The 25,672-nt window shown below is 67.8% G+C and carries 17 protein-coding genes and 2 tRNA genes; 6 read left to right on the plus strand and 13 right to left on the minus strand.

What is annotated here, in order from left to right:
- Positions 1-73: 73 nt before the first annotated feature.
- Entirely contained in the window at positions 74-1,525 is a 1,452-nt protein-coding gene (locus MYSTI_RS07700) for a hypothetical protein (RefSeq protein ID WP_015347153.1), read from the plus strand.
- A complete protein-coding gene (locus tag MYSTI_RS07705; protein ID WP_015347154.1) occupies positions 1,522-1,833 on the plus strand; it encodes a hypothetical protein in 312 nt (103 codons plus the stop codon). The genes MYSTI_RS07700 and MYSTI_RS07705 overlap by 4 nt, the downstream gene beginning before the upstream one ends.
- A gap of 114 nt (positions 1,834-1,947) precedes the next feature.
- On the opposite strand, the gene MYSTI_RS07710 is transcribed toward MYSTI_RS07705, so the two are convergent.
- Entirely contained in the window at positions 1,948-2,190 is a 243-nt protein-coding gene (locus MYSTI_RS07710; RefSeq protein ID WP_144370015.1) for a hypothetical protein, read from the minus strand.
- Positions 2,191-2,592: 402 nt separating this feature from the next.
- On the opposite strand from MYSTI_RS07710, the gene MYSTI_RS07715 reads away from it, so the two are divergent.
- Together MYSTI_RS07715 and MYSTI_RS42925 are read left to right on the plus strand one after the other, a co-directional pair.
- Positions 2,593-4,077, plus strand: coding sequence for a tetratricopeptide repeat protein (locus MYSTI_RS07715; RefSeq protein ID WP_015347155.1), 1,485 nt, complete (start codon positions 2,593-2,595; stop codon positions 4,075-4,077).
- A 446-nt stretch (positions 4,078-4,523) separates the two neighbouring features.
- Positions 4,524-5,675 (plus strand): hypothetical protein, encoded by a 1,152-nt coding sequence (locus MYSTI_RS42925; protein ID WP_015347157.1) that lies wholly within the window; start codon positions 4,524-4,526, stop codon positions 5,673-5,675.
- Positions 5,676-5,738: 63 nt separating this feature from the next.
- On the opposite strand, the gene MYSTI_RS07730 is transcribed toward MYSTI_RS42925, so the two are convergent.
- The 7 genes from MYSTI_RS07730 to MYSTI_RS07760 all read right to left on the minus strand — a co-directional run bounded on the left by MYSTI_RS07730 (position 5,739) and on the right by MYSTI_RS07760 (position 16,686).
- Complete coding sequence (locus MYSTI_RS07730; protein WP_015347158.1) at positions 5,739-7,046, minus strand: sigma 54-interacting transcriptional regulator; 1,308 nt, start codon at positions 7,044-7,046, stop codon at positions 5,739-5,741.
- A gap of 170 nt (positions 7,047-7,216) precedes the next feature.
- Positions 7,217-9,817: an RCC1-like domain-containing protein gene (locus tag MYSTI_RS07735; RefSeq protein WP_015347159.1), complete on the minus strand. Its 2,601-nt coding sequence runs from the start codon at positions 9,815-9,817 to the stop codon at positions 7,217-7,219.
- Positions 9,818-9,831: 14 nt separating this feature from the next.
- The gene (locus tag MYSTI_RS07740; protein WP_015347160.1) at positions 9,832-11,364 is read right to left on the minus strand and encodes a S8 family serine peptidase; all 1,533 of its coding nucleotides are present in this window, start codon (positions 11,362-11,364) and stop codon (positions 9,832-9,834) included.
- A 40-nt stretch (positions 11,365-11,404) separates the two neighbouring features.
- The gene (locus MYSTI_RS07745; RefSeq protein ID WP_015347161.1) at positions 11,405-12,181 is read right to left on the minus strand and encodes a hypothetical protein; all 777 of its coding nucleotides are present in this window, start codon (positions 12,179-12,181) and stop codon (positions 11,405-11,407) included.
- The gene (locus MYSTI_RS07750; RefSeq protein ID WP_015347162.1) at positions 12,178-13,287 is read right to left on the minus strand and encodes a Hint domain-containing protein; all 1,110 of its coding nucleotides are present in this window, start codon (positions 13,285-13,287) and stop codon (positions 12,178-12,180) included. The genes MYSTI_RS07745 and MYSTI_RS07750 overlap by 4 nt, the downstream gene beginning before the upstream one ends.
- A gap of 59 nt (positions 13,288-13,346) precedes the next feature.
- Complete coding sequence (locus MYSTI_RS07755) at positions 13,347-15,332, minus strand: HEAT repeat domain-containing protein (RefSeq protein ID WP_015347163.1); 1,986 nt, start codon at positions 15,330-15,332, stop codon at positions 13,347-13,349.
- Between the two features lie 166 nt (positions 15,333-15,498).
- Positions 15,499-16,686 carry a hypothetical protein gene (locus MYSTI_RS07760; RefSeq protein ID WP_015347164.1) on the minus strand — a complete coding sequence of 396 codons (1,188 nt, stop codon included), beginning with the start codon at positions 16,684-16,686 and terminating at the stop codon, positions 15,499-15,501.
- Between the two features lie 406 nt (positions 16,687-17,092).
- On the opposite strand from MYSTI_RS07760, the gene MYSTI_RS07765 reads away from it, so the two are divergent.
- Complete coding sequence (locus tag MYSTI_RS07765; protein WP_015347165.1) at positions 17,093-19,918, plus strand: serine/threonine-protein kinase; 2,826 nt, start codon at positions 17,093-17,095, stop codon at positions 19,916-19,918.
- Positions 19,919-20,970: 1,052 nt separating this feature from the next.
- On the opposite strand, the gene MYSTI_RS07770 is transcribed toward MYSTI_RS07765, so the two are convergent.
- From MYSTI_RS07770 to MYSTI_RS07780, 3 genes are all read right to left on the minus strand, one after another.
- Positions 20,971-22,221, minus strand: coding sequence for a zinc metalloprotease (locus MYSTI_RS07770; protein ID WP_015347166.1), 1,251 nt, complete (start codon positions 22,219-22,221; stop codon positions 20,971-20,973).
- 602 nt (positions 22,222-22,823) lie between these two features.
- Positions 22,824-22,894: transfer RNA gene (locus MYSTI_RS07775), tRNA-Met, on the minus strand.
- A 78-nt stretch (positions 22,895-22,972) separates the two neighbouring features.
- Positions 22,973-23,043 (minus strand) — tRNA-Ile (locus tag MYSTI_RS07780).
- Between the two features lie 222 nt (positions 23,044-23,265).
- On the opposite strand from MYSTI_RS07780, the gene MYSTI_RS07785 reads away from it, so the two are divergent.
- The gene (locus MYSTI_RS07785; protein WP_015347167.1) at positions 23,266-24,075 is read left to right on the plus strand and encodes a HEAT repeat domain-containing protein; all 810 of its coding nucleotides are present in this window, start codon (positions 23,266-23,268) and stop codon (positions 24,073-24,075) included.
- Between the two features lie 86 nt (positions 24,076-24,161).
- On the opposite strand, the gene MYSTI_RS07790 is transcribed toward MYSTI_RS07785, so the two are convergent.
- Positions 24,162-25,088, minus strand: coding sequence for an alpha/beta fold hydrolase (locus tag MYSTI_RS07790; RefSeq protein WP_015347168.1), 927 nt, complete (start codon positions 25,086-25,088; stop codon positions 24,162-24,164).
- A 68-nt stretch (positions 25,089-25,156) separates the two neighbouring features.
- Positions 25,157-25,570 (minus strand): VOC family protein, encoded by a 414-nt coding sequence (locus MYSTI_RS07795; RefSeq protein ID WP_044279298.1) that lies wholly within the window; start codon positions 25,568-25,570, stop codon positions 25,157-25,159.
- Positions 25,571-25,672 lie beyond the last annotated feature (102 nt).

The raw sequence follows: 25,672 nt of genomic DNA on the forward strand, positions 1-25,672 counted from the left end.
GCCGGTCGCAGGGGAAGTACGCCGTCCCAGTCGCGGGCAGCCTTGTCCCTCCCACCTCACTCCAGGGGGCTTCATGCATCGCGGTTCTCGAACAGACTCGCGGCGGGGAACACCGCCACGACCGGAACACTTCACGACGAGCTGGCTCTTCGGGGCATTGCTGAGCCTTGTGCTGTTCATGCCCACATCCGCCTCCGCGTATTGCATCTGGAACTCGAGCAGCGAGTACGTGAGCGTGGTGCGGCTTCCCTATTCGTTGCTCTCCTCGGAATACAAAGACTCGATTGCCCCGGGCGACTATGCCTGCTGCAACTGGGACAAGGGCGGCTGTGCCGAGAAGGAGGACCAGACGGGGACATCGAAGTTCGCGCTCTATTACGACACGGACCTGGATGTGATCGAAGCCGCCTCGGCGGAAGACTTGGAGGATGCGCTGAATGACATGGCGAACTTGATTGCCAGCCTCAAGGGGAATCCGGACTCCAAGGTCGCTGACAATGTCATCGTCGGAACCCTCTATTTCTTGTTCACGGGGCAGACGCCTTCGACGACTCCCTTGTACATGGAGGACTCACAGAAGTTCGTCGACGACTTCTCGAGCTATCTGTCCTTGCCGCTCGTGGGCGACGTGACGACATACACGCAGACCTATAATGGTGGCGTCCTGGAGGCCTATGAGTTTGGTGGGCTGGGATGCTGGGCGGGCCCCTGCCAGGGACAGAACATCAACATCGATGGGTCAATGGGGGCTAAAGGCAGTGACGGTTCGTGCTCGGCGAATCAGGTGACCAAGGCGGGCTGTTGTGCGAGCGGTTACATGACGGCGGACGGATGGACGTGTCAGCAAGGCGATCAGTTGTGCGGCGACAACGTCTGCACCACCAGCCAGACGTGTTTCCAGGGGGAATGTGTCGACCCCTCTCAAATCTGTGGAGGCACGTCTGTCTGCACCACCAGTCAGACGTGTTTCCAGGGAGGATGCGTCGACCCCTCTCAAATCTGCGGAGGCACGTCGCTTTGCACCGCCAGTCAGACGTGTTTCCAGGGGGCCTGTATCGACCCGACTCAAATGTGCGTCAATGTTGTTTGTCCCACGGGGCAGACCTGCGAGGAAGGCGTCTGCGTGTCATCGGGGTCCACCCAGTGTGGATACCAGGAGTGTTTCTATCCCAATCGCTGCATCATGGGGAACTGTCGGCCCTCTTCCTATCAAGGAAAGGACTCCACCGAGAGCTCAACGGACCCTCATCGCGACTACTTCCTGAAGAAGCTGTCCATCCCAGGGTCGCGTGACGGCATCGAGACTCTCTCGAGGACGCCATTCCGCGTCGAGTTGCGGCGACACGCGCGCCGACTTGCGTTCCTGGCGCGGATCGAAGCCGTGGCTGCCGATGCGCAGGACGCCGCCGCCACGAAGCACGCGAGGGAATTGGCGGCCCGCGAAACGCAGCGCCACGAGAAGTGGATGACTGTCTATATGAGTGGTGGTCACGAAGCTCTCTATTCGAAGGAGTGGACCCCGTGAAGAGCATCTCGAGGGTGTTGCTGCTCTCCGCCACGCTCGGTGGAGTGTTCGCTGCGTGTGTGACCCAGTCCGTCGCGAGCTCCTCGCGAGTGCCGAAGTCCGCGCCGGCATCCACCCGGTCCCAGGTCGCGCGGGAGCCGGATTCCGCGGCACTGGCGAACAAGCACGTCACGGAGAAGAACTACCTGCGCCAGCTCAAGCGCATGGAGAGGGAGATCGCCGCCGCCGAGGGCCGGCTCCAGGGCTTGGAGGTGACTCCGGCGAGACCCCAGGAGCCACTCTCGTCAGGAGGGGGCCTTTCGAAGTAGGCAGGCCGGGGCGGCCTCTGGCTGCGCTGACCTCCCATGGGGTTGTCACCAGGGGCCGCCGCTCAGGTCTCAGTTCTTCCGATGCGCATCAGGATGGTTGTCGTGTGAGGAGGCTCAGCCGGCTTTGCGTTCCTGAAAAGAGGTCCGCATGGATTCGCCGCACCCAGCGGCTTTGGCGAGGCCTTCGCGCGCGAGCTGTCCCGGCGCGGCGCGACGTTCCTCCTGGTCGCTCGCGGTGAGGCGAAGCTCCAGGTCCTCGCGGCCGAGTCGGGCAATGCCCCGGTCTTCGCGTGCGACCTCGCCGAGCCCGGTGCTCCCAGGCGACTTCATGACGATGTCGTGGCTCGGGAGGCTCACGGTGGACGTGCTCGTCAACAACGCGGGTTTCGGCCGCGATGTCTTCGACTGTGCCATCGGGCTGGAGCCGCAGAATCACCCGGCTCGGCCCGACCCGAGGACATCGTGCGCCTGGGCTTGGAGGTCTTCACCCTGGGTCGTGCCGCCGTCTTCCCTGGGCACGGCAACCACCTGCTCACCACGCTCTCCCAGCGGCACGCGAGGCCACGCCCCAGCTCCTGGAGAGGCCATTCAACACCACCGCCACCGAGGCCGAACGCGCGCCTCTCTCACTTGCAGTGACGCACGGTTCGACATGGCCGTGACGCGCTCGAGACGCAGCGGCCGAGGTTGGGTCGGCACGGGACGGAATGAAGTGCATCGGCGTGTCGTGAAACGGTCTCGCTCGCGTATCCTTGCTTCATGGGCCTCTTCAATCGTCTCTTCGGTCGCATGGGCAGGCAGACACCCACCTCGCCCGAGGCTGTGCGCGAGCTCCTCTTCGATGCTGTGCAATCACAGAACGACGCCGCGCTCATCCGGCTCTGTGCCGAGCACGAAGCCCTGCTCCTCGAGCACTACCCTGCCTGGTTGACGGTTCCCGAGAGCATCCGCAAGGAGCCGACACACCTCCAGCGCTATGGCCAGGGGCTCATCGGCATCGCTCAGTGCCTCGCGCAGACTCGGAATCGGCCCGAGATGCTCCAGCGGATGATGGGGGCTTCCGCCGACAACCCCATCGTGCGCTGGCAGGAGACCCGGGAGCGCGCCAACGCGCTCATGCGTGGGCTGGACTTCGAAGGTGCGCTATCGCTGCTCACTCCCGAGGCGGAGCGAATCCAGAGCCTGTCGGGAGGAAGCGCCGAGTCCATGAAGGCCATGACCCTCGGGCAGATGGCTGCGTGTCATTTCCAGGAGGGCAGGGCGGAGACCGCGCTTCCGCTCTTCCGGCAGGCAATCGACCTGTGCCGGAGAGGCAGTGACCACGAGGGCGTCGTCGCCTACCTGGAGAACAGCTTCGAGGCTCACCGCTACCTGGGACAGGGAGTGGATGCCGCGGGCGTCGCCATGGCGCTCTCGGTGGCGCTGGAGCAGGTGGGCCAGGAGTCGCGGGCACGCCACATCCGGAAGGTTGCCGAAATCGTCCGGGCCGGTGAGCCGCTCAATCGGGTGGTGGCTGAGCTCGACGGCGTCCCCCTCGAACTGGACGAGTTGCCCGCGCTCATCGAAGGGCGGCTGCAATTCATCTTCTGCCGCAATCGACTCACCCTCGCGCGCACCACGGCTCTGGTCGAGCGAGGCCGTGCGCTGGGCGGGGAGGGCCGCTATGGGGAGGCGCTCGAGCTCTTCCAGGAGGCACGGCGTATCGATTCCTACTCGCCCGAGCCCCGCTACGAAGGGGCCGTCACGCTCCTCCACCTCCAACGCGCGAGCGAGGCCGTGCTTTGGTACGACGAGGCGGAGGCGCTTGCACCGGGCTGGTACCGGTGTCGCGCCGAGCGCTGGCTGGCCGCTGGAATTGCCGCCGGAAGGATTCCGTACTCGGCTTTCGCCGTGATGCGTACGCTCGAGCTTCCGAACCTGGGCGCGGAGGACCGGTTGAGACTCACGTGCCAGGCCATCGTCGAGGCACCGGGAGTGCCCGAGCTTCAACTGCAACTGGGCCGGCAGCTCACGGCGCTCGACCGGAAGGACGAGGCGCGGGAGGCGCTCGAGGTGGGGTTGGCGCAGGCGGAGGAGCCAGATATCCGCTCGCGTCTGTTGATCGAGCTCGCGGCTGATGCCGCGCCTTCGGCGGACCGGGACAGGATGCTCCACGAGGCCATGGCTCCTGGGGGAAACCTGGTCGCAGCGGCAATGGCGCGGGTCCTGCTCCACGCGGGAACTGGCCAGCGTCTGGTTCACTGAGCCGCGGTCGAGTTCGAGAGGCGCACGCTCGGGTTCGTCAGGGTCAGCGCTGGAGGTGTTGTCGCGACCCGCCGCCGCATCGGCGTCCAGGTCAGTCTGGACTTGGGGGCCTCAGGCTGTCGTCGCCGGCTTCCTGAGCAATTCGACGAGGGCGGAGATGCTGTGCTCTCCGTCGCCCCGCGCGACGGCCTCGCGAAGCAGGTCGTGCATGGGCTCGTGCCACGAGACGTCGGGCTCCTCTCTCGTGGCCGTAGGGGATGCCCTCGTGGAACAGCCCCAGTGAGAGGACCTCCTGGTCATCTCACGAGTCACGACCTGGTCACGTCGGCCAACAATGAGAGAGGCGTCGACTTCACACCGCGTCTCCTCTCGATGGACCACCGCGACAGCCGCCAATCGCTGGCACATACTCTGGGCCTGCCCGCCATGGCCTCCTGGAGAATCGCGTGACTCACATCACCCGTACCTCGCCCCAGCTCCGCCCCTCCGTCACCACGCACTCAAACGCCACTTCTGAGTCACGGCCGACGACGCCCATCGCAGGATCCCCGGGAACGCTCCCCAGCACCTCCACCGGCACCTCGCCGCCCCCTTCCCAGTTCGACCCGAACGCGCCAGCGCATGGGCAGCAACCCGCCAGCCCGCCCGCCACGCTTCAACATCAACAGGCGCTCAATTCGCGCAGGGGCTCGCTGGGGTTCACCTCTCGCGCGCCGACGCCTGGCCCCTCCCAGCGACCGTGGGGCCTCTCCCAGTCCACGCAGCACAGCATCACCAACATCCTTCAGGAGCTCTCTCAAGACGCTCGACTCACCCTGCCCGTCGATCAATCCAACCACCCCATCATCAAGACCAACCACGGGGTCTGCGGCCCCATGGTCGAGAAGTGGATTGGCGTCACAAACCAGCACGGCTCGGCCCAAGCCGCCACGGCGGCCTTCGGACAACATCTCGACCAGAACATCGAGCACATGTTGCCCATGCAGCAGAACCTCGATGCTCACCTCGAGCACGTCAACAGCACCTTCGACCGCGTCACCACCGAGCAACTCGCGATCCTGGAGCGGACCGCGAGCGACATCACGCCGCTCAGGAAGAAAGAGGAACAGGGAACGCTCACGCCCGCTGAGACCGCGACCCTGAGCAACCTTCGCCAGGCGTTCGCTGCAGCCAAGGCTGAAATCAATGGCGTCACGGCCTTCCACCAGGGGGAGCATGCGATTGTTGCTCGCCAACTCGGTGACGGTCTCCCTCACACCCCGGGGAACCGAAACACCCCGATGAAGGGCGAGACCCGGCTCGACAAGGCCACACACATGGCCCAGACCGCCTGCGAGTTCATGGCGGACCAAGGGGTTGGTTTCTACAGACTCTCCATGCATCCCGATAGCGGGCCCGGCCACGTCATTGGAATGCAGGTCCGAGAGAATGCCGACGGTGACCACGAGTTCAAGCTCATGGACCCCAACACGGGCGAGTTCTCAGCAGACGACTTCGAGACGCTGGGGGCGCTCGTGGCCCGCCACGCGGTCGAGCTGGACTACGCAAAGGACTTCACGAAGTTCACGCTCGACCACTACGCCGCGGCCCCCCACTGACGCGAGTGCCTGGGTGTCCCCCAGCGCCGGGGGCATGGTCTCCTTCGAGCCGCGCTCCCAGCGTCACTCCGAATCCTTGCTCGCGTGCAGCCCGTACTTCTTGAGCAGCTTGCGCACATAGAGCCGCGCGAGGCCCGCTTCACGCGAGGCCCGTGAGATGTTGCCCCCGCAGCGCTCCAGCAGGTTCTTGAGATAGTCGCGCTCGAAGCCATCGATGAGGCGCTCCTTGGCCTCCTTGAACGGCATCTCCAGCTCGACGCTGGTGAAGCGCGCTCGCTCCGAGGCGGACATCTCCGGCAGCGCCTGCTCTCCCAGGTTCACCACGCGCTGGACCACGTTGCGCAGCTCGCGCACGTTGCCGGGCCACGGGTACTGCTCCAGCAAGGCCCGCGTCTGCTCGGACAGCGCGCTGGGGGGCCGGCCCAGCCGCTCCAGCATCGTGTCCACCAACAGCGGGATGTCCTCGGGGCGCTCGCGCAGCGGCGGCAGCGTCACCCGCAGCACCGCGAGCCGGTGGAACAGGTCCTCGCGGAACCGGCCCGCCTTGACGTCCGCCTCCAAGTCCCTGTGCGTCGCCGCCACCACCCGCACGTTCACGGTGCGGTACTCGTTGGCGCCCACCCGCTTCACCTGGCGCCCCTCCAGCACTCGCAGCAGGCGCGGCTGGAACTCCAGCGGCAGCTCCCCCACCTCGTCCAGGAAGACGGTGCCTCCATCCGCCTGCTCGAAGGCCCCAGGCCGCTCCGAGTGGGCTCCGGTGAACGCGCCCTTCACGTGGCCGAAGAGCTCGGACTCCACCAGCGAGGGGGTGATGCCCGCGACATCCACGATGCTGAACGGCCCCCGGCTGCGCGGGCTGGCCGCGTGGATGCCCGCCGCGCACAGCTCCTTGCCCGTCCCTGTCTCGCCTTGGATGAGGACGTCCGCGTCCCCCGCCGCCAGCCGCTGCAGCAGGGTGAAGACCTCGCGCATCCGCCGGCTGCCCCCCACCAGCCCCCCGAACCAGGTGTCCGACGAGAGCGGGATGATGTGCTCGCGCACCTCCGTGGGGACGACCTTCAGCTCGGTGGCGCCCAGCCTGACGATGGCGCCCATGCGCAGCTCCAGCTCCCGGAAGCGCATGCGCTCGCAGAACGAGCCGTTGCGAGACCCCAGGTCCCGCGCCAGCACCCGATCCTCTCTCACCTCCAGGGACAAGTGCTGCCGGGAGACGGTCCGATCATTCAGGACGATGTCACACGCGGGATCCGTCCCCAGCCGGTAGTTCCGGACCTGGAGCGAGAAGCTGCGGCCCGCGTCGCTCCCCGACAGGATGACGAGCTTCCTTCGAAGCATGGGCAGCAGGACCTCCGGATCGGGGGTCGTGCTCATCGTCGACGACGGGCTCTTGTCTTCCGGGGCCGGAACCACTGGTAGCGAGGGACGCTACCACCCGGAGGCGACCCAAGAAAACATCCTCCAAGCTGAAATCCCAGTTTTGCGAGAATCGTCTCCTGGCGCGCTCAACGGTGCGGCGAGCCAGGAGCGCCTCTGTCGGAGCCTCAGCGAATGCCCATGCCGACGCCACCTCCCCCAGGGGCGACGATGCTCCCGTCACCTGGGAGGTTCGTCACCTGCACCGGCGTCGGGCGCTGGGTGGTCGTCCCGTCGCCGAGCTGGCCGGCGGAGTTGTAGCCGCAGGCCCGGACCCAGGCATCCTTGCGCAGCCCCATCATGTGGTTGACGCCCGAGGAGAGGTCCACGACGGAGTTCATGAGCGTCGCGGTCGGTGAGCTGCGCGAGGTCGTCGTCCCATCTCCGAGCTGGCCGTTGGGGTTGTAGCCAAAGGCCCACACCGTGCCGTCCCGCTTCAGCACCGCCGTGGTGTACCCCCCCGCGGCGAGCGCGATGACGTTGGTGAGGCCGGGGACCAGCACTGGCGAGTAGCGCTGGATGATGGTCGCATCGCCGAGCTGGCCGGAGGAGTTGTAACCCCAGGTCCACACCTGGCCGTTCGCCAGCAGCGCCACCGTGTGGTAGCCGCCCGCGGCGATGGCGACGGCATGGCCGAGTCCGGAGACCTGCACCGGCACGGACTGGTTGGTGGTCGTCCCGAGGCCCAACTGCCCTTGGGGGCCGTAGCCCCAGACCCACAGGGTGCCATCCCCCTTCACCGCCACCGTGTGGAAGTGGCCCGCGGCGATGGAGACGACATTCTCGAGGGACGGCACCTGCACCGGCGAGGAGCGATGGGTGAAGGTCCCGTCTCCGAGCTGGCCGTAGAGGTTGGAGCCCCAGGCCCAGACGGTGCCGTCCGCCTTCAGCGCCACCGTGTGCGTGGAGCCCGCGGAGATGGCGGTGACGCCGTCCAGCTCCGGCACGGACTGCGGTGTGAGCTGGTTGGCGGTCGTCCCGTTGCCGAGCTGGCCATAGGCGTTGTAACCCCAGGCGGCCACGGTGCCGTCCGCGCTCAGCGCCACTGTGTGGTTGACCCCCGCCGCCACGTCGATGACGCCGCTCATGCCCGGCAGCTGCGTGGGCGTGACGACCTGGGTGGTCGTCCCGTTGCCCAGCTGGCCATAGGCATTGTAGCCCCAGGTCCACACCGCTCCACCGGCCCCCAGGGCCACCGAGTGCGCGCTGCCGCCAGCGGTCTTCACAATCCCGCTGACCACGACGGCCGTGGGGGAGGTGCGCTGGGTCGTGGTCCCATCACCGAGCTCGCCGTTGGTGTTGTGGCCCCACGCAAACAGCGTGTGCACCTGGGCCATGTTCACCTTCTTCCGCTCGGCCACGGAGTAGTAGTAGCCCGCACCGAACCATCGCACCCCCGAGAGCGGGACCTGCACCGGCACGGAGCTGCTGGTGGTGTTCCCGGTGCCCAGCGCGCCGTAGAAGTTGTCGCCCCAGGCATACAGGGTGCCATCCTGCCGCCTGGCCAGGGTGTGATAGCCGCCCGCGTCGATCTCGACGGCTTGGGTGAGCGCCGCCACCTGCACCGGGATGGAGCTGTTGGTGGTCGTCCCGTTGCCCAGCTGACCCGCGCTGTTGTAGCCCCAGCCCCATGCCGTGCCGTCCCACTTCAGGGCGACCGTGTGGACGACGCCTCCGGAGAGCGCGCGGACGCCGGTGAGGCCCGCCACCAGCACGGGCCTCAACCTGTTGAGGGTGGTGCCGTCCCCGAGCTGTCCGTAGGCGTTGTTCCCCCAGCTCCAGGCGCTTCCGTCCTTCTTCACCGCCAACGTGTGCCACAAGCCCGCGGCGATGTTGGTGACTCCGCTGAGGTTCGGCACCTGGATGGGGAGCAGGCTGTGGGTGGTGGTCCCGTCTCCGAGCTCTCCCGAGGAGTTGATTCCCCAGGTCCACACGGTCCCATCCGCCTTCAGCGCCACCGTCCGCGAGCCGGCGGCCGCCACCGCGACGACGTCGCTCATCCCCGGCACCTGCACAGGCACCGCGCGCAACGTGTTGGTGCCGTCTCCGAGCTGTCCGTAGGCGTTGGAGCCCCACGTCCACACGCTCCCGTCCTCTGTCACCGCCACGGAGTGCTCGGCACCGGCCGAAGCGGAGACGACCTGGTTCAGGCCCCGCACCCGCGTCGGCGCGTTGCGCTGGGTCCGCTGCCCATTGCCCAGCTGGCCGGAGGGGTTGTTGCCCCAGGCCCACAGAGAGCCGCCCGACTTCACCTCCAGCGTGTGGTAGACGCCCGGACTCACGCTCGGGCAGAACTGGACGAAGTTGCGGAGCACCTCCCGGGTGATGCCGCACTTGGCGCGGTTGCCATTGCTGTCGATGATCATGGGGGAGGCCTTCACCACGAAGGAATGCACCCCACAGCCGAGTCCGGCTGCGGCCTCGCTGAAGAACCACTCCCCCTGCTCGCCTACGCGCTCATCGAAGCCGTGGTCCGCGCCGTCCAGGAAGTACTCCAGGTACACCGCGTTGGCGCCGTTGCCCACCACCCAGGAGCCTGCTCCCGCCAGCTCTCCCGCGAAGGAGCTCACCCCCTCCACCTCGAGCGAGTCGAAGGTCACTCCCACGCACAGCGCCGACTCCTGGGTGGCCAGCGGCGCATCCGGCGCGCTCACGTCCTCGCCGGCGGGCACACCACACGCCATCACGAGCGCCAGGGTCGACATCCACGACACGTTCCATCGCTTCATCGCTTGGGTCCTCATCAGTACTGGCCCTTCAAGGTGGTGGTGTAGGTGGAGAAGGCTCCCAGCTGCAGGAGCCAGGTGCCCCCCGCGGGGTTGTTCACGACGCAGGTCTCGTTGTTGCCCTTGCGCAGCGGACGGCACTGGTAGGCGTGCAGCTCCGGGAACTGGCCGTGGCGGATGTAGAGGTCCGCGTCCCCGGTGCCCCCGGTGATGGAGAACGTCACGGAGGGGCGGCCCGCGGGGACGTCCAGCTTGAAGTTCCGCCGGCCGCCCGTGTCGTCGGACACGCTCACGCTCGCGCCGTTGACGAGGGGCGTGGCGTGAGGACGCTTGTACAACAGCAGGTTGGGTGAGCTCGTGTCTCCGAAGTCCAGCTCCACCTGCCCCACGCTCGCGTCGTTGATCAGTCGCGCGGGGATGTCGGCGGGAGCGACGCCGTGGGCCAGCAGGATGGCCGCCGCGCCGCTCACGTGGGGCGCGGCGAAGGAGGTCCCCTCGAGCGGGAAGAAGGTCGAGTCCGTGTCACTGGTCGAGCTCACGGAGCGGAGGTTCGCGCCCGGAGCCCAGAGGTCCAGACACCCCCCCTTGTTGGACGCGTTGGTGATGCCCACCCAGCGCGTATGGCTCTCGTCGATGGCGCCCACCGTGATGATGCGCGTCCGGAAGGGGTGGACCGCATCCGGCTGGAGGCCGGCCGGCGAACAGCCGCAGGCGTCGATGTTCGCGTTGCCCGCCGCGACCACCACGACGAGCCCGGGGTTCATCGCGACGACATCCACGGCGGCATCGATCTCCAAGTTCTCGCTCGAGGTGGTGAAGCTCAGGTTGACGATGGCCGGCGTGACGGCGTTGTTCGCCACCCACTCCAGCGCCGTCACCAGGCGATCCACGGTCGTCCCGAACTCGTTGAACGCCTTCACCATGCGAAGGTTGACCTTCTTGGCGACGCCATGCGTCTTGCCACCGATGATCCCCGCGACGGCGGTGCCATGCCCGGTGACGTCATCCCCGGTCTGACCGAGGACGGCGTTGAACGCGACCTGGGCGCGCCCCTCGAACTCCTGGTGTGACGCCCGGATGCCCGAGTCGATGAGGTAGACGTTGATGCCCGTCGCGTCCTCGGCGAAGTAGCTGTTGTCCAGCGGGCGGGCCTCCTGGTCGATCCGATCCAGGTTCCAGTCCGCGGGGCTCTGGATGCCCGAGGGCTGGACGATGCCATTCTCCCGGACGCGCTCCACCTGAGGATCCTCGGCGAGCGCCTGGGCCTGCTCCTCGCTGGCGGAGACGAGGAAGCCACGGAAGGCGGTCTCGTGGATGGTGAGGACGCGCGCACCGTACTTCCTGGCCAGCGCGCCCGCCTTCGCCGCCATGCTCGAGAGACCTCGCCCGGGCTTCTCCTTCAGCACCACCAGGTACTCGCCCGCCACGGGGTTGTCGGCCCGCATCAACCGGCCCGGCTCCGACTTCTGGGGCGGCGCGGCGAGCCCCCCCACCGAGGCCAGGACGAGGCCCAGGGTGAACCACCTGCTCAAGCTCTTCACGCTTCGCATCTGCTCTCCCTTTCAACCGATGAGTTGGCGGCGCGGCCCCTCAGGGCGTCACGCCACGGCGCGCCTGCGCTTGAACACTCAGCTTCCGCTCCTTCACCTGCCGACGCTGGTTGCGCGCGGCGAAGTGCCGCACCAGCTTCTCGAGCGGCGTCCCCTTCGCGGCCTCGACCAGGGCCCCCGCTCGCGCGGGCTCTTGGTCCGCGAAGATTTCGAAGAGCTCCATCCGGGTCGCGGCCATCGAGCGCCTGGCGCCCGGCGACAGCTCCGCGGTGAACGAGTCCTCCAGGATGATGCGCTCGACGGTGGACACCAGCTGCGCGCGCGCCGGGTTCCGCCTCCAGGCCAGCGCCTCGCGCAGGTAGTCGATCCGCATCAGGCGCTTGAAGCTGGACTCCAGCGTCTCCTCGGCCTCCGTCGAGGTGCTCAGCGCCCGACGCAGTTGCTCATGCAACCGCGTATCGGCGAGCAGCGCCTCGTAGTCCTCGCGGCCGTTGGAATCGAGGAGGACATGCTCGCGGAAGGAGTCGAACCGAGCCAGCTCCGGCTCCGTCTTGAAGATCTCCGCCTTGACCCGGTCGGTCGTGGTGGTGAACTCACCGGGCTCCCCGTCGTCCTCCGGAGCCGCGGACAGGGGGGCCGGGCGAGGCGCGGGGGTGGGCTCCGGCGCCGTGTCACGAGCCAGCGGGGTGGGTGCGGGAGAGGCTCTCGCCGGAGCCGCCGTCACGGGGGCCGCGTCCTGGGCACCGTCGAGCGCCCAGGCGATGAGCACCAGCCCCGCGAGCCCCGCGGTGACGAACGGGTAGAGCGGGCGCTTCATGGGCGCTCCACCTGGGGGAGCACGTCGGCGGGAATGCTCCGGTAGAGGATGATGCGGTTGAGGTAGCCCACCTCGTCGTTCTGGAACCGCACGGAGCCCACCAGGTAGCCCTGGGCCACGAGGATGTTGGACACCCGGTCCGTCGTCACCGGCGCGAGGTTGTAGACCTTGCCGAAGAAGGGGGTCTTCTGGAGGTCCACGATGGCATCCAGGGTGCCGTCGGCCTTCACCAGCGCGTCGCCCACCTCGAGGGTCTGCGCCTGCACGATGCGGCCCTCGCCGTTGATGACCGGGTGCTCGAGGGTGAGGCGGAGCTGACCGCCAGACCGGGCGGTGATGACCACGAGCGTGTGCTCCGCGTCCCGGAGCTCTCGCGTGTAGCTGTAGGTGAGGTTCGGCTGGAGCTGGAGCGCATCGAACGTGGAGTCCGGCGTCAGCGTGATGAGGTCCTCACGCAGCGCCTCCATCGCCTCACGGATGGGGAGGGCGCCGTCGGCGAAGAGGATCTCCTGCTCGGCGGTGTAGCAGGCCGACTCGCAGTAGCCGTTCACATGGAAGGCGGTGAAGGCCGGCTCGGTGCTCTCCTTGTCGAAGTAGAGCCTGCAGTTCGCCAGGTCCTTGTGAGGGAAGAGCTGGCGGTTGCCGTCATCGGCGATGTCGGACGTCGTGCCGAAGGTGGGGTAGAGCGGGCGTCCCTTCCTCCGCCACGAGTCGCGTGACCACTGCAGGTAGCCGTCAGTGTCCAACGCCTGGGAGGTGGGGCCCGCGTTGTAGAGCGCGAACATGGCCGCGGTGTTCACCTGGAAGCTCGAGCCCGTGAACGAGCCCTCTCCCACTGAGTTCCGCTCCAGGTCCGACTCCAGGTAGTCCTTCAGCGTCCCACCGCTCGCGGAGCTCAGGCCCGTGTTGAACGCGGCCCTCGGGTGCCCGACGTTCTGGTTCAGCGCGCACTTGCGAGCCCACTCGACTCGCTGCTTCGCCGCGTCACTCGTCGACAGGTTGTCGACGGTGCATCGGCCCAGCAGGAGAGGCTGCGCCTCCACCTGTGCTGGCAACACCATCGCCACCACCACCAGGGCCATGGCCCCCCAGATTCTTCGCGACATCGGGATGTCCTTGCTTGTTCAGGCCGCGCCAGGCGGCGCGGAAAGCCGGTGAGTGTTCGTTACGGAGTGGAGCTGCGCGTCGTGGGCGTGTTGACGAAGACCGCGGCCGCCTGCCGGAGGTCCGGGTTCGCGTCGTGTTGGCTGGCCCAGGCCAACAAGGGCAGGGCCTCGGGCACCAGGGCCCGCTGGTCACCCAGCAGGTGGATGACCTCGTTCCTCACCCCGTCCGCGGGGTCCATGCGCAGCGCCTGCGCCAGGGCGGGCAGCAGGGGCGCCAGGGGCCGGAAGTTGCTTGCGAAGACGGCGGCCTGGCGGACCTCCGGGGCCGGGTCCTCGAGCAGGTGCTGGGCGAGGAGCTGGTCCGCGCGAGGGTCCTGGATGATGCGCAGCGCATTGAGCGCGGCCTGGCGCACCCGGGGATCCTGCGACCGGAGCGCGTCCTCCAGCGCGGCGAGCGCGCTCGGCGAGCGGGTGTTGCCCAGACTGTTGATCGCCCCCACCTGCGCCTCCGCGGTGGAGGCGGAGCGATAGCCACGGGTGAGCTCGCCGACCAGGTCCTCCGCGCCCTTGGGGTCGGTGTCGGTCAGCTGGGCCGCGGCGTTGCCGAGCGCCAGTTGGGCCGTGTCGCGCAGCATCCCGTCCTCTTCGCCCGCCACGCCGCGAAGGGCCTCGAGGCCCTCCGCCGTGGGGTCCTTCGCCACGCCCAGCGCGGCCGCCGAGTCCATGCGGATGTCCTGGGGGATGGCGCGATCCCCCGTGACCTCCGCCAGGGCCTGGACGGCCTCGGGGGTGCTGGCCGCGGAGAGCGCGCCGAGCATGGGGCTGGCCGCGAGCGGGTCCATGCCCGCGCGGATGATGGCGGGGACCTTCGCGGCCTCGGAGGGGTGGAGCATGAAGAGCGCGCGCAGCCGCTCCAGGGCGATGGAGCGCGCCTCATCACGCGCCGTGGGCTCCCCCGGGAGCGCGCGCAGCTCCTTGACCAGCGTGTCGAAGTCCTTGCCGCCCAACACCTGGCGGTGCTGGGCCATCGGGTCCTGCTCCATGCCTTGGAAGGCGGACATGGCGGCGGAGCTCAGCCAGGCCCGGCGCGCCGCGAATGCGCCCACCAACGTGGGGTCCACGCGGCGCTCCAGCAGGCTCAGGCTCAGAGAGGACTCATAGGTTGTGGGAGGCATGGTCTGGCCCGCATCCACCTCCACCCGCTCCTGGGCATCGAGCGAGCTCGTCCAGAGGTCCTGCTCCAGCGCGAAGGTGCTTCGGGCGCTCACGTCGATGCGGACCTGCCCGCCCAGCGGCTCGAGCCCCTGCGGGAACGCCACGTGGGAGTAGGACAGCTTGCGCTTCTCGAAGCGGCCCGGCGCCAGGCGCAGGTACCCGGCGCTGTACCGCCCCGTGGTGTCGAGCTCCTCCGCTGTCCAGGTGTCGCCCGGCACTCCGACCACGACGAACTGGGAGCCCGCCACGATGGACCGGAGGATGCCTCGCACGAGCGGGTCAGCCGCCTGCTCGAAGTGCGTGTGCGTCACCCGACCGCTCGGGTCGTGCGTGAGGAAGAAGGGGACCTGCAACGTCGTGGCGAGGTTTCGCTGGACGTCGGGGGCGACAGGGCCATTGTCGCCGACCTCCACCGTCAGCGAGGTGAGCTGCAGGCTCACCCGCGTGTCGATGCGCTCGGCCTCCGCGGAGACGACCCCCACGGTCCACTCGCCCCGGAGGATGAACCTCATGCCGGGCAGTGCCTGCGCGCCGGGCTGGGCGGGGCGGAAGGAGATCTTCTGGTCCGCGTTCAGGGCGTAGCGGTAGAGCGTCCCGGGGACCCACGCCCGCGTCCCCGCCAGGGGCTTGGGCGACACGCCCAGGGGCTGCATCGACAGGCCCGCCACCGCGGGCGCGGCCTGGGGGGAGCGCGACGTCTCCGAAGAGGCCACCGCGGCGGACCGGGATGCCCACCCCCAGAGCCCCAGCAGGCTCACGAGGAGCAGGGGGAGCCCCACCCCGAGGACCTTGCTGAAGGGCTTGCCGCCCGCGTGCACCGACTTCCTCATGGGAAACTCCCGAGTCAGCGGCCCTGGCCGCTTCAGTTCTGGTTGGAGATGCGGGCCCGGTCTCCTCGGCCGAGTCCTCGGTCGAGGAGCCCAGGGCCCGGTCATCCCGCCTCGCGCGCGGCCATCGCCTCCAGGACGCGGCCGCGCGGTGGCGGGGGCAGCCCGGCTAGCAGCCCGAGGCCGAGATGGAGCCCGAGGCGCTGTAGAGGACGATGTTCCTCACGATGCCGCTCCACTGCGCGATGGTGACGTTCCAGGTCTTCTTGAAGAACAGGAGCTTGATCTTCACGAACCCCGTCAGCGTGCCCGAGAGCGCGTTCAGGCTGAGGGGCGCCTTGAGCTGCCAGGACGCCATGCAGAGGCTCCAGTCGAGGCTGGCCAGGGGGGACAGCGTGGCGTTGATGAGCTGCAGGCTGCCCGTCACGCCAAAGCTGGCGATGGCGACGTTCACCGCGGCGGAGGCCACCACGTTGGCGAAGCCGCCCACGGCGCCGGTGACCGCGGCGACCAGGGGGTTCACCTGGCCACTCACGCGCATCGTCACGCCGCCCGTCAGCGAGGCCTTCACGGTGAGCGGGACAGGGCCGACCATGAACGTCTTGGACACGGAGAAGAAGGACCGGCTCCAGTTGATCGGAGTCGTCGAGAAGTTGCCGGCGAGGCTGGTGCTCCAGATCATCGAGCTCATGGCGTACAGCGCCGCGCTGCCGCTGTTGCAGCCGCCCTGCTGCCCGCAGACGGTGGCGCGACCGCGCACCAGCTCCTTCTGGATGTTGAAGGCGGTGCCGTGGACCCGGCCCTCGGCGAGCGCCTCCTGCTTCTTCGCCGTGGTGCCGGTGGCGGGCGTCGCGGTGATGGCCGCGGTGACGTTATAGCCAGCGCCGAAGATGTTGTTACCGAACAGCTCGGTGCGCTGGTAGCTCTTGGTGACGGGCCCGATGAGCGCCGCCCCCCGCTCCGCGGAGCGCAGCCCGGACAGCTCCTGCGTCGGCACCGTCTCCGTCGGCTGCGGCACGTTCTGCGTGGCGGCCTCCGGAATGGTGGCCTGGCCGTACTGCAGGTGCCTCATGCCGTCATTCATGTCGAGATAGACGGGCGCGTCGAGCAGCTGCGACTCGCCCTGGACGACGGCGTCCTGCTCCGGCGCCGTGTACGTGCTGCTCGGGTTGAACGGGAGGACCGGCGTCTCCCACGGAGTCTTGTCGTCGAGCTGGGTGTTGGACGGATAGAGGGTGTACGGGTACTTCGCCGAGTCGACGACATACGGCGTGGTGTCCTGGTAGTCCTGCGCGGACGCGAGGGTGGACGCAGTGAGCGTCAGGAGCGCCAGGGCCTTGGTTACTGCCTTCATCATGGTGGGCCTCTTCAGTGAGTTACGGCGCGCGGCCTTTGTGCACGCAGCGCGCCACCCTCGCTGGGATGGCTCCATTCCGGCGAAGCCCTTTGATTGTCTGGGTTTGGCTTCTTCCAACACCCTGGTAACAAGTGTTGTCACTGATAACGCGTGTGCCCAGGGAGGGCCCTCGGCGTGATCACACCCGTTTCCATCACCTCGACACTCCAGCGGCCCCGAACGCGGCGGACGCGTGGGGAAGCCCCCTCGAAGCGGGCTCCATGCAGGGGGCTCTCGCGTGTCGAAGGCGCGCCCTGGTAACAACGGGTACCACCCGCGTCATCGGTCCCGCGCCTGGATCCAGTAGTATCCGCGCCACGCCGCCGACCGGCTGGGGAGGTAGCAGGATGTACGGGGAGAGGCGGCAATGAGGAACGAGCAGCGGGAGAAGAGCGCTCCTGGCGGGCATGCCGAAGAGGTCCCTTCCCGCGATGGGGAGCCGCTGCCCAGGCTCGAAGACGGGGGGGCCACCACGTGGCCTTATGAAGGGGAGCCCACGAAGGCTCCACCCCTCGAACCCGGCTACACGCTGCTGGGCCGCTATACGGTGCTGGGCACGCTGGGCCAGGGCAGCATGGGGCTGGTCCTGAGCGTGTATGACGCGCGGTTGGATCGACGCGTGGCGCTCAAGCTGCTGCGACCCTGGAGCGGAGGAGAGAGCCGCCGCGACGAGGAGCAGGCCCGGTTCGTGCGCGAGGCGCAGGCGATGGCGCGCCTGAGCCACCCCCAGGTGGTGGCGGTGTACGACGCGGGGACCTTGGAGGACGGCGCGCTCTTCATCGCCATGGAGTATGTGGAGGGGCAGACGCTGCGCCGTTGGCAGCAGGGGCGCCCGTGGGGCGAGGTGCTGGCGCAGTACCTGGCGGCGGGGCAGGGGTTGGCCGCCGCCCACGAAGCGGGCCTCATCCACCATGACTTCAAGCCGGACAATGTGCTGGTGGGCCAGGACGGGCGGGCGCGGGTGACGGACTTCGGCCTGGCCTGGCTCGAGTCCGCCTCGGTGGACGAGCCGCGCGAGGCCCCCGCGCAACTCCTCCCCGCGCAGCCGGCCGTGGCGCTCGCTCCGCTGACCACGCGCTCGAGCCAGTGGATGGGGACGCCGAGCTACATGGCGGACGAGCAGTTCCGAGGCCAACGGGGAGACGCGCGCAGCGACCTGTATGCCTTCTGCGTGTCTCTCTATGAGGGGCTGTACGGCCAGCTCCCCTTCCAGGGCAACACCGTGGCGGAGCTGCGCGCGGCTCAGCGCGCGGGCAGGGTGGCGCCGCCGGAGGACTCCCAGGTCCCCGCGTGGGTGACGCGCACGCTCCTCCAGGGGCTGAGCACCGATTCGGCGAAGCGTCCCTCGTCCATGAAGGCGCTGCTGCACGCGCTGGCGGACGACCCGGAGAAGAAGCGGCGGGCGAGGCCCTCGCGCTGGGCCCTGGTCGGCGCGGTGGGGGCGGCGGCGGGGCTGGCCTTGTGGGTGTGGGCTCGCCCGCAGGAGCAGGTATGCGGTCGCATGGAGCTGCGGCTGAGCGGGGTCTGGGATGCGGAGGTCCGGGCCCGGCTGGAGCAGGGGTTGGTCGCCACGGGGGCACCCTATGCTCGGGCCACCGCCGAGCGGGTGGTGCAGGGGCTGGAGGCCTATGCGGGAGCCTGGGTGAGGCAGCGCACCGCGCTGTGTCTGAGCGCGAGCCAGGAGGGGCGCCCGAAGAACTCGGGGCTGCTGATGCTGGAGGAGGCCTGCCTGGAGCGCAGGCGCGGCCAACTGCGCGCGCTCACCGAGCTGTTGTCCCAGAGTCCAGACACCGCCCTGGTGCGCAAGGCGGTGGAGGCGGTGCAGGCCCTGCCGCCGCTGGAGTACTGCGAGGACGCCAAGGCGCTCACCGCCGCGGTGCCGCCGCCGGAGGACCCGGTGGTGCGCGGGAAGGTGGAGGCGCTCCAGCAGCAGGTCGACTCCTTGCGGGTGCTGCTGGATACCCACCGCGTCCAGGAGGGGCTCGTGCTGGCGGACTCCCTGCTCCCCCAGGTGAAGGCGGCGGGCCACGCTTCGCTGGAGGCCCAGACCCTCTACCTCATGGCCTGGATGAGAGAAGGGACAGGCGACTACCGAGCCACCGTGGACGGCCTGCGCGAGGCCATGGGGGTGGCGGCCCGTGGCAGGGACGCCTATACGCTGGCCCAGGCCTCGAACTCCCTGGTCTGGGTGACGGGCAATCGCCTGCGGCGGCCGCACGACGCGCTGCACATGGTGCCCATGGCGCAGAGCATGGTGGAGCTGGCGGACGATGACCGCATCCGCGCCTTTGCCTCCAACAGCGAGGGCACCATCCTCATGGCCGTGGGCAAGCACGAGGAGGCGCGGCAGGCGTTCGAGCACGCCCTGGCGCTGAGGAAGAAGGTGTGGGGCCCCGAGCACTGGGAGGTGGCCTCCACGCTCCACAACCTGGGCCTGCTGTTCCAGAGCATGGGCCGGGTGGACGAGGCGCTCGAGGCCCATACCCTCTCGCTGGAGATGCGGAAGGAGGTGTTGGGCCCGGAGCACCCACGGGTGGCCGAGTCCCTCAGAGACCTCGGCACCACGCTCCAGGAGATGGGCCGGTTCGAGGAGGCGCTCGAGGCCCAGTCGCGCGCCCTGGCGCTGAAGCAGAAGGTGCTGGGCTCCGAGCATCCGTCCGTGGCCGACTCGCTCAGCGCGAGAGGCCACGTGCTCCTCGACATGGGGAGGGCCGAGGAGGCGCTCGAGGCCTACGCGCGCGTGCTGGAGCTGAACCTGAAGCTGCTGGGCCCCGAGAGCCCGCTCGTCGCCTGGGCGCTCACGGACCAAGGCGAGGCGCTGGTGGAGCTGGGGCGCCTCGCGGAGGCGCGGGAGAAGTTCACGCGCGCCATGGCCTTGCAGGACAAGGTCCTGGCGCCGGACGATCTGGGGCGCCTGTGGCCCTTGCTGGGGATGGGCCGGCTCAGTCTGGCCGAGGGCAAGCCCGCCGAGGCCGTGCCTTTTCTCGAGGGCGCCCTGAAGATGACCTTGATCAATGAGAGGGCGGGGGTTCAGTTCCCGCTGGCACGCGCGCTCTGGGACTCCCACGGAGACAGGGCGCGAGCCGTCGAGCTGGCCACGCAGGCCCGCGACTACTGGAGCCGCGTGGACCGAAAGGCGGACGCAGAGCGGGCCGCTCAGTGGTTGAAGCAGCACGCCACGTCCAGGCGCTGAGTGGAGACGACCTTCAAGACGCGCGGGATGGGCGGGCCGCGCAGGGGCGCTCGTGGTGCGGAGTACGAGCGACAGGGAAGGCTTTCGCCACGCCGGAGGTCTCGAGCGAAAGAGGTGAGGGCTCGGGAGGCCATGAAGGGGGCCGGGTGAAGGGCCCTTGAATCGCCCCTCCGTCGGCTATCGCATACCGCCTCGTGCACAAGGGATTGCTTGGACGCATCACCGGCAAGTCTCGCTGCTCCGACCAGGCCGCAAGAAGCGGTGGCGTTCCCGCGGGCGCGGCTTCTGACGGTGCACTCTGGGCTGCTGTAGAGAGCGGGCTGTGGAGCGCCTCGGCCCCTCACAAGAGACGAGGCGGGGAGTCCCCCGAACAGGGGAGGAGTCCGGGCTTCCGTGTTGACTCCTCCCCTTCGAGAGACGCGGCACTGTCCGAGTGCTGGGTTGTGGAGCCCTGTCTGGAGGTCAGGGGGCTGACGGCGCCAGATAGCTCATGCAGCCCCTGTTCATCTCGCAGTAGTCGATGGACGCATACCCGATACAACACTCACCTTCCTCGGTTCCACACGCGACTCCGCACCGAGGCCGGCAGTCGGCATTGCGCGCTCCGAGGGATGCGTAGATGCAGACACCGCGCCCACTGTTACATGATGAGTATGCGCCGGCTCCAACGACACAGGTATTGATTCCATCTTCTCTGGACTCGAGCTCGGCCGATGGGTCGACTGGTGCCTCCATGCCACAGCCCACCAGCAGGATTGCTGCAAGCATGCCCCTGAGAATACTCGACATGATTCCTCCCAAGTGTCGCCGCTCCTGGGACGCGGCCCCAATGGCCGATGCGTCCCGCCTCGCGCCCATGGTGCTGGAATCGAAGCCAACCTGCTGCCCTGCGCTTGTGCCAATCCTAAGCGCCGGTGCTCCCGGCATGCAAAGGGAGGCACGAGACCCTCGAGCCTGTCTCCATGCCTCCTCGAGGGAGCCGCCACGCCCGCCGGGGCCCGTTCAGCCGGCCCTGGCGGTGGGATTCGACGCTTCAGGGACGGGAGGCGGACTTACGGGGCGCGGTCCGGGTCCCCGGGGAGGCAGGGCTCCATCTTCTCGGGGGAAACAACGAAGCGCTCCTCGCGGTTCAGCTGCCGGGACATGCCCGGCGCGCCGAAGCCAATCTGGCCGCCGTCATAGATCAGTACCGCCCAGTCGTTCTGCGACACGGGGTACACATCCGTCGCGACGCCGTTGCGGTTGAAGTCCAACGCAAAGGTGTTGAAGTCGTATTGGCGGTTGTTGTTGAAATCGACGAAGTCGGTTGCGGAGAACATCGCCACCTGGGCGTCGTTGAAGCGCAGCCCGAAGTATCTCGCCAGTTCCGACTCGGAGGACGGGGGGACGGCAGCGAACGCGGTGAGCTCATAGACGGCCGCCTCGTTGACGGACGCCACCTGCACACGCGAGTAGTCGAGCGCGCCGACATTGAAGTCGAGTTCGAATCCATAGAACTGGTATTCGTAGTTCATGATGCTCAGGTAGTTGGGCTTGTAGTTGGCATCGTCATTGCCACCGTGGCGCAGGCCCAGGTTGTGTCCCAATTCGTGCATGAAGGTGCCGGCCTGCTGTTGCTCGGTGCCGTTGAAAGAGCCCAACGTCATCAGGAAGTCCTGCGCGGGGAGGCCGCGCGAGATACCGCTGGAGAAGTTCCCGTCGTACTGGTGCGCGAACACCGCGTAGTGAAAGTAGGGCGCGCGGGCGGCGGCGAAGTACTTGTTCTTGATGACGTCGAATTCCGCCCACACGGGGCTCAGATTCATGTCCGCGTCCGCGGCGGCGATCTGCTGATCCAGCAACAGGTGCAGCGTGATGCCTGTGGTCCCATCCGGATTGCTCACCGGCGCGCTGGCGAAAGCCGTGATGACCTTGTCCAGCGTGGCCTGGCTGGGCCTGAGGTTGGGGTAGTAGTCCACCTCCACGAAGATGTCCTTCTTGCGCGCGTTGGCGCCGAGGGCACTCAGATCGATGCCTCCGAAGCCGAACGTCTCGACGTAGTCGCTGAGGCTGTCCCCATCCGTGTCGGCCTTGTTGGGATCGGTTCTCAGCACAGCCTCCACGATGTCACAGATGCCGTCGCCGTCTGTATCCAGTGAGGTCAGGAGGCAGCCGACAGGGAGCGGGAGAGGCACAGCCTCTGCCACTAACTCGGCCTGGCGGGTGCTGCTCGGTTCCGCGTCCGGAGGTGCCACGTCGCCACAGGCGCTCAGACCAAGGAAAGCCAGGGCGGCTGCCAGCAGATACTGACGAAGGTGTGACATGGTTGTCCTTTGTTTCAGGGATTGGCATTGCGCCAATCGCCAATATCATCGCTGGACGCGCATGGAATTGAAACCGGCGTTGTTGGTATTGAGTGGCTTCCGTGGTGCTGCTCGTGTCTGGCTGGAGGTGCTGGAAAAAGACATGCGGGCTGTCGCGCTGTGTGTGGCGCATTTCGTTCCAGACTCCGACATCCGTCGAGTGACGTCCGCGCTCCGGGCACGAGCTACGTCCTGCGCGTGTCCTGGCCCGCACGAAGTGGTGGTAGACGATGGCCACGCGGACGCCGCCCGCATTGCGGACGCCCTTGATGGTCGTCGCCGCCCGCGCCACCTTTCACAGACTGCGAATCGCGGGCTGTGGGCGTGGGAGGCCAGAGTCGCAGAGGACCCTGTTGGGTGTGGTTGTTCCCAGCGCCGCGCGAGGATCGTTGGTGCTGCGGGAGGAGTTGGGTCTGCGGGGGACACCGGCAGGAGCGCGCAGGTCGGCTCTCCGCAGGCGCCGCGTCACCGCCTCGCGACTCCCTTCGGAAGCCTGCAAGGATTGAACTGCCGGGGTGTATGCTGCGCGAGTGGGAAAGGACCGGAGGCAGGCTTTGCACTTGCGCCCGCGGAGGGATTCGAACCCTCGCTGTCCGCTCATGAGGCGGAGGCTCTTCCAATGGGCTACGCAGACGTATTGTCTGCCATCCCCATCGTGAGCGGGCGGCATGAACTCACCACGACGATTCAGTGGTCAGGGAGACTGTGACAGTCGGGGTACTCGGGCTCGAACCGAGATTTCTCGCATATCAGACGAGTGCCCTGCCCTCGGGCGATACCCCGTGAAGTGGGTGAAGCAGACCGTGCTGCATGGCGACGCTGGGAGTTGAACCCAGTGGGTCCTGATGGGCTCGGGCTCTACGGGCCCGTGCGCGCGCTATGACCCCGGTGGAGAGGGGCCCTGAAGCCTGCTCGCATGGGCGCGCTGTTGGTGGTGGCCTGAAGTGGTCATGACGTAGGGTCGTGGTGCGTGTGTCCAGCGGTCTCGGAGTACATGAGGGCATCATGAGTCGTCCGGAGCATGGCGAAGAGGGCAGCACCGAGGCGCTCATCCAGATGGCCTTGGCAGGGGACGAAGATGATGAGCGCGCCTGGGAGGCCATCTGGGCACTGAGGCGTCGGGGGACGCGTGAGGTGCTGGATGCCGCCATCCAACTTCTCGGTGACTCCTCCGCGAAAGCACGGGGGCGCGGCGCGGATGTTCTGGGCCAGCTTGGCGCTGGGCGCCCCGTCTTCTCGGCGGAGCGTGGCGATGCGCTGTTGGACCTCCTTCGACGGGAGAAGGAGCCCAAGGTCCTCCTTTCCGCAGGTGTTGCATTGGGGCACCTCGTGGAACCCCGCGCCCTGACGGAGCTCATCGGCCTGGCAAGCCATCCCTCTGCGGAGGCGCGATGCGGCGCGGTGCATGGGCTGGCTGTCTTGGATGCTCCAGAAGCGGTGGAGGCACTCATCCAGCTTTCCACCGACGAGGACCGCGATGTCCGGGACTGGGCGACCTTTGGCCTGGGGTCGCTCAGGGAAGAGAGCGACACACCTCGGTTGCGTGATGCGCTCGCGGCGCGCCTCGGCGATGTGGACCCGGAGATTGCCAGCGAGGCACTGGTGGGCCTGGCGACACGGCAGGACCCTCGCGCTGTCGAGCCCGTGCGTGCCGCGCTTTCTGGACACAGCGTGACGGTGTACGCGCTCGAGGCCGCTGCAGCTCTGGGGGACCCGGATTTCTATCCGCTCCTCCTCGCCATTCGCGATGAAGGAGGTCCTGCGGACAGCTACTTCCTGCGCGTCCTGAATGACGTCATCGCCCGCTTCGAGTAACAGTTTGCCGTCGACTTCAAGCCGAGCGGCCCCGACGATTCCTCGTCAGCGCCGCTCGTCTCCACGCAGTGCCTCAACCCGGCTGCCTACTTCCCCTTGGCGGCCGGTGCGTCGAAGAACTCGTTGACCATGGACAGCAGCCAGTCCACGCGGCTCACCAGGGTCACGTGGGTGGTTCCGGGAAGCACGGCGAGCCGGGCGCGAGGCAGCCCGTGGAGGTCTCCCGCCACGCCTCCTCCCAGCAGGCGGAACATCTCCACCGTGTGCTCCGGGAGCGTGATGTCCGCATCCCCAATCATCAACAGGGAAGGGGCCTGAATCCCTCGGACGGCCTCCGCGGGCCAGCCGACGAACGTCGTATCCAGCTGCTTCACCTTCTCGATGAGCGCGGCCCAGTTCTCGGGCTGGGGCGCCACCCGGGCGTACTCCTTCTGGAATGGGAAGCCCGCCAGGTGCTCCGGCGCGAGCTGCTTCCAGACGTTCATGAGCTCGGGGTAGGTGCCTTCCGTCCGATAGCCGGCTCCCCCCGCGTACACGAACCTGCGCACGAGCCGGGGATGACGCATCGCCAACTGCAAGGCGATGCCGCCGCCCATGCTGTAGCCCAGGAAGTCCGCGTTCTTGATGCCCAACTGCCCCAGCAGCGCGGCGGTGTCCTCGGCCATCTGCTCGTAGCTCAGGGGACGATTCGCGTCGGCCGTATGCCCATGCGCCTGCTGCTCGATGGCGATGACCTGTCGTGTCTTGGCCAGCTCCGGCATCAGCTTGCCAAAGTCCACCTCCAGCGTGGACAGGGCCCCATGGAGCAGCACCACCGGCTTCCCCTTGCCGTGAATCTCGTAATACATCTTGAGGCCGTTCACCGTCGCGTAGCGGCCCTGGGGCTTCGTGGGCGCGCTCTTTCCAGCGGCGGGGCCCTGCTCGGCGCGTGCCTCGGGGGCGATGGCCAGGGCCAGGAGGGTGACGGCGACGGTCGCCAGGACGCTCAATGACTTCTTGGTGATCGAGTTCATGGGTGTTCTCGTGGTTGAAATCGACACGCCTGGATGGACACCCATCCCGCCTGTCGATGTCCGTCTGCCTACTGAGCGCTCTCGGGGGCCATCCAGTGGACGTTCCAGTGATGGCCATCCACGTCGAGGAAGCCCCAGTGATACATGAAGCCGTGGTCTTGGGGCGCGTTGATGCTCTTGCCCCCATTCGCGACAGCCAACTCCACCAGCTCGTCGACCTCGGCCTTGCTCTCGCAGGACAAGGCACACAGGGACTCGATGTGCTTCGACGTGTCGGCCAGGCTTCGAGAGGAGGCCGTCTTGAAGAAGGCCTCCGTGAGGAGCATCACCGATGCGTCCACGCCGACCCGCATGCAGGCGGCGTTCTCGTCCGAGAACTTCTCGTTGAACTCGAAGCCGAGCTTGGAGAAGAAGCCCCGGGACTGCTTCAAGTCTCGAACGGGGAGGTTGAGGTAGAGCTGCCGGGTCTTGCCGTGTGCCATGATGAGACCTGCTCCGTGCGCTGCGTTGTTGCTCTTTGGACGACCTGGAGTGTCAAAACTCATCGGTCGTGAGCGCACGTTTAGGGGGCGGGCACTCCTCTC

Origin of the sequence: Myxococcus stipitatus DSM 14675, assembly GCF_000331735.1 — a bacterium.
In the GTDB taxonomy this organism is placed as follows: Bacteria; Myxococcota; Myxococcia; order Myxococcales; family Myxococcaceae; genus Myxococcus; species Myxococcus stipitatus.

Bases quoted from the DNA above. Each gene is read 5' to 3' on its own strand.
- MYSTI_RS07750 (WP_015347162.1), bottom strand. From the start codon at position 13,287: ATGTCGCGAAGAATCTGGGGGGCCATGGCCCTGGTGGTGGTGGCGATG.
- MYSTI_RS07700 (WP_015347153.1), top strand. From the start codon at position 74: ATGCATCGCGGTTCTCGAACAGACTCGCGGCGGGGAACACCGCCACGA.
- MYSTI_RS07740 (WP_015347160.1), bottom strand. From the start codon at position 11,364: ATGCGAAGCGTGAAGAGCTTGAGCAGGTGGTTCACCCTGGGCCTCGTC.
- MYSTI_RS07765 (WP_015347165.1), top strand. From the start codon at position 17,093: ATGAGGAACGAGCAGCGGGAGAAGAGCGCTCCTGGCGGGCATGCCGAA.
- MYSTI_RS07715 (WP_015347155.1), top strand. From the start codon at position 2,593: ATGGGCCTCTTCAATCGTCTCTTCGGTCGCATGGGCAGGCAGACACCC.
- MYSTI_RS07795 (WP_044279298.1), bottom strand. From the start codon at position 25,570: ATGGCACACGGCAAGACCCGGCAGCTCTACCTCAACCTCCCCGTTCGA.
- MYSTI_RS07790 (WP_015347168.1), bottom strand. From the start codon at position 25,088: ATGAACTCGATCACCAAGAAGTCATTGAGCGTCCTGGCGACCGTCGCC.
- MYSTI_RS07730 (WP_015347158.1), bottom strand. From the start codon at position 7,046: ATGAGCACGACCCCCGATCCGGAGGTCCTGCTGCCCATGCTTCGAAGG.
- MYSTI_RS07785 (WP_015347167.1), top strand. From the start codon at position 23,266: ATGAGTCGTCCGGAGCATGGCGAAGAGGGCAGCACCGAGGCGCTCATC.
- MYSTI_RS07735 (WP_015347159.1), bottom strand. From the start codon at position 9,817: ATGAAGCGATGGAACGTGTCGTGGATGTCGACCCTGGCGCTCGTGATG.
- MYSTI_RS07770 (WP_015347166.1), bottom strand. From the start codon at position 22,221: ATGTCACACCTTCGTCAGTATCTGCTGGCAGCCGCCCTGGCTTTCCTT.
- MYSTI_RS07760 (WP_015347164.1), bottom strand. From the start codon at position 16,686: ATGATGAAGGCAGTAACCAAGGCCCTGGCGCTCCTGACGCTCACTGCG.
- MYSTI_RS07755 (WP_015347163.1), bottom strand. From the start codon at position 15,332: ATGAGGAAGTCGGTGCACGCGGGCGGCAAGCCCTTCAGCAAGGTCCTC.
- MYSTI_RS07745 (WP_015347161.1), bottom strand. From the start codon at position 12,181: ATGAAGCGCCCGCTCTACCCGTTCGTCACCGCGGGGCTCGCGGGGCTG.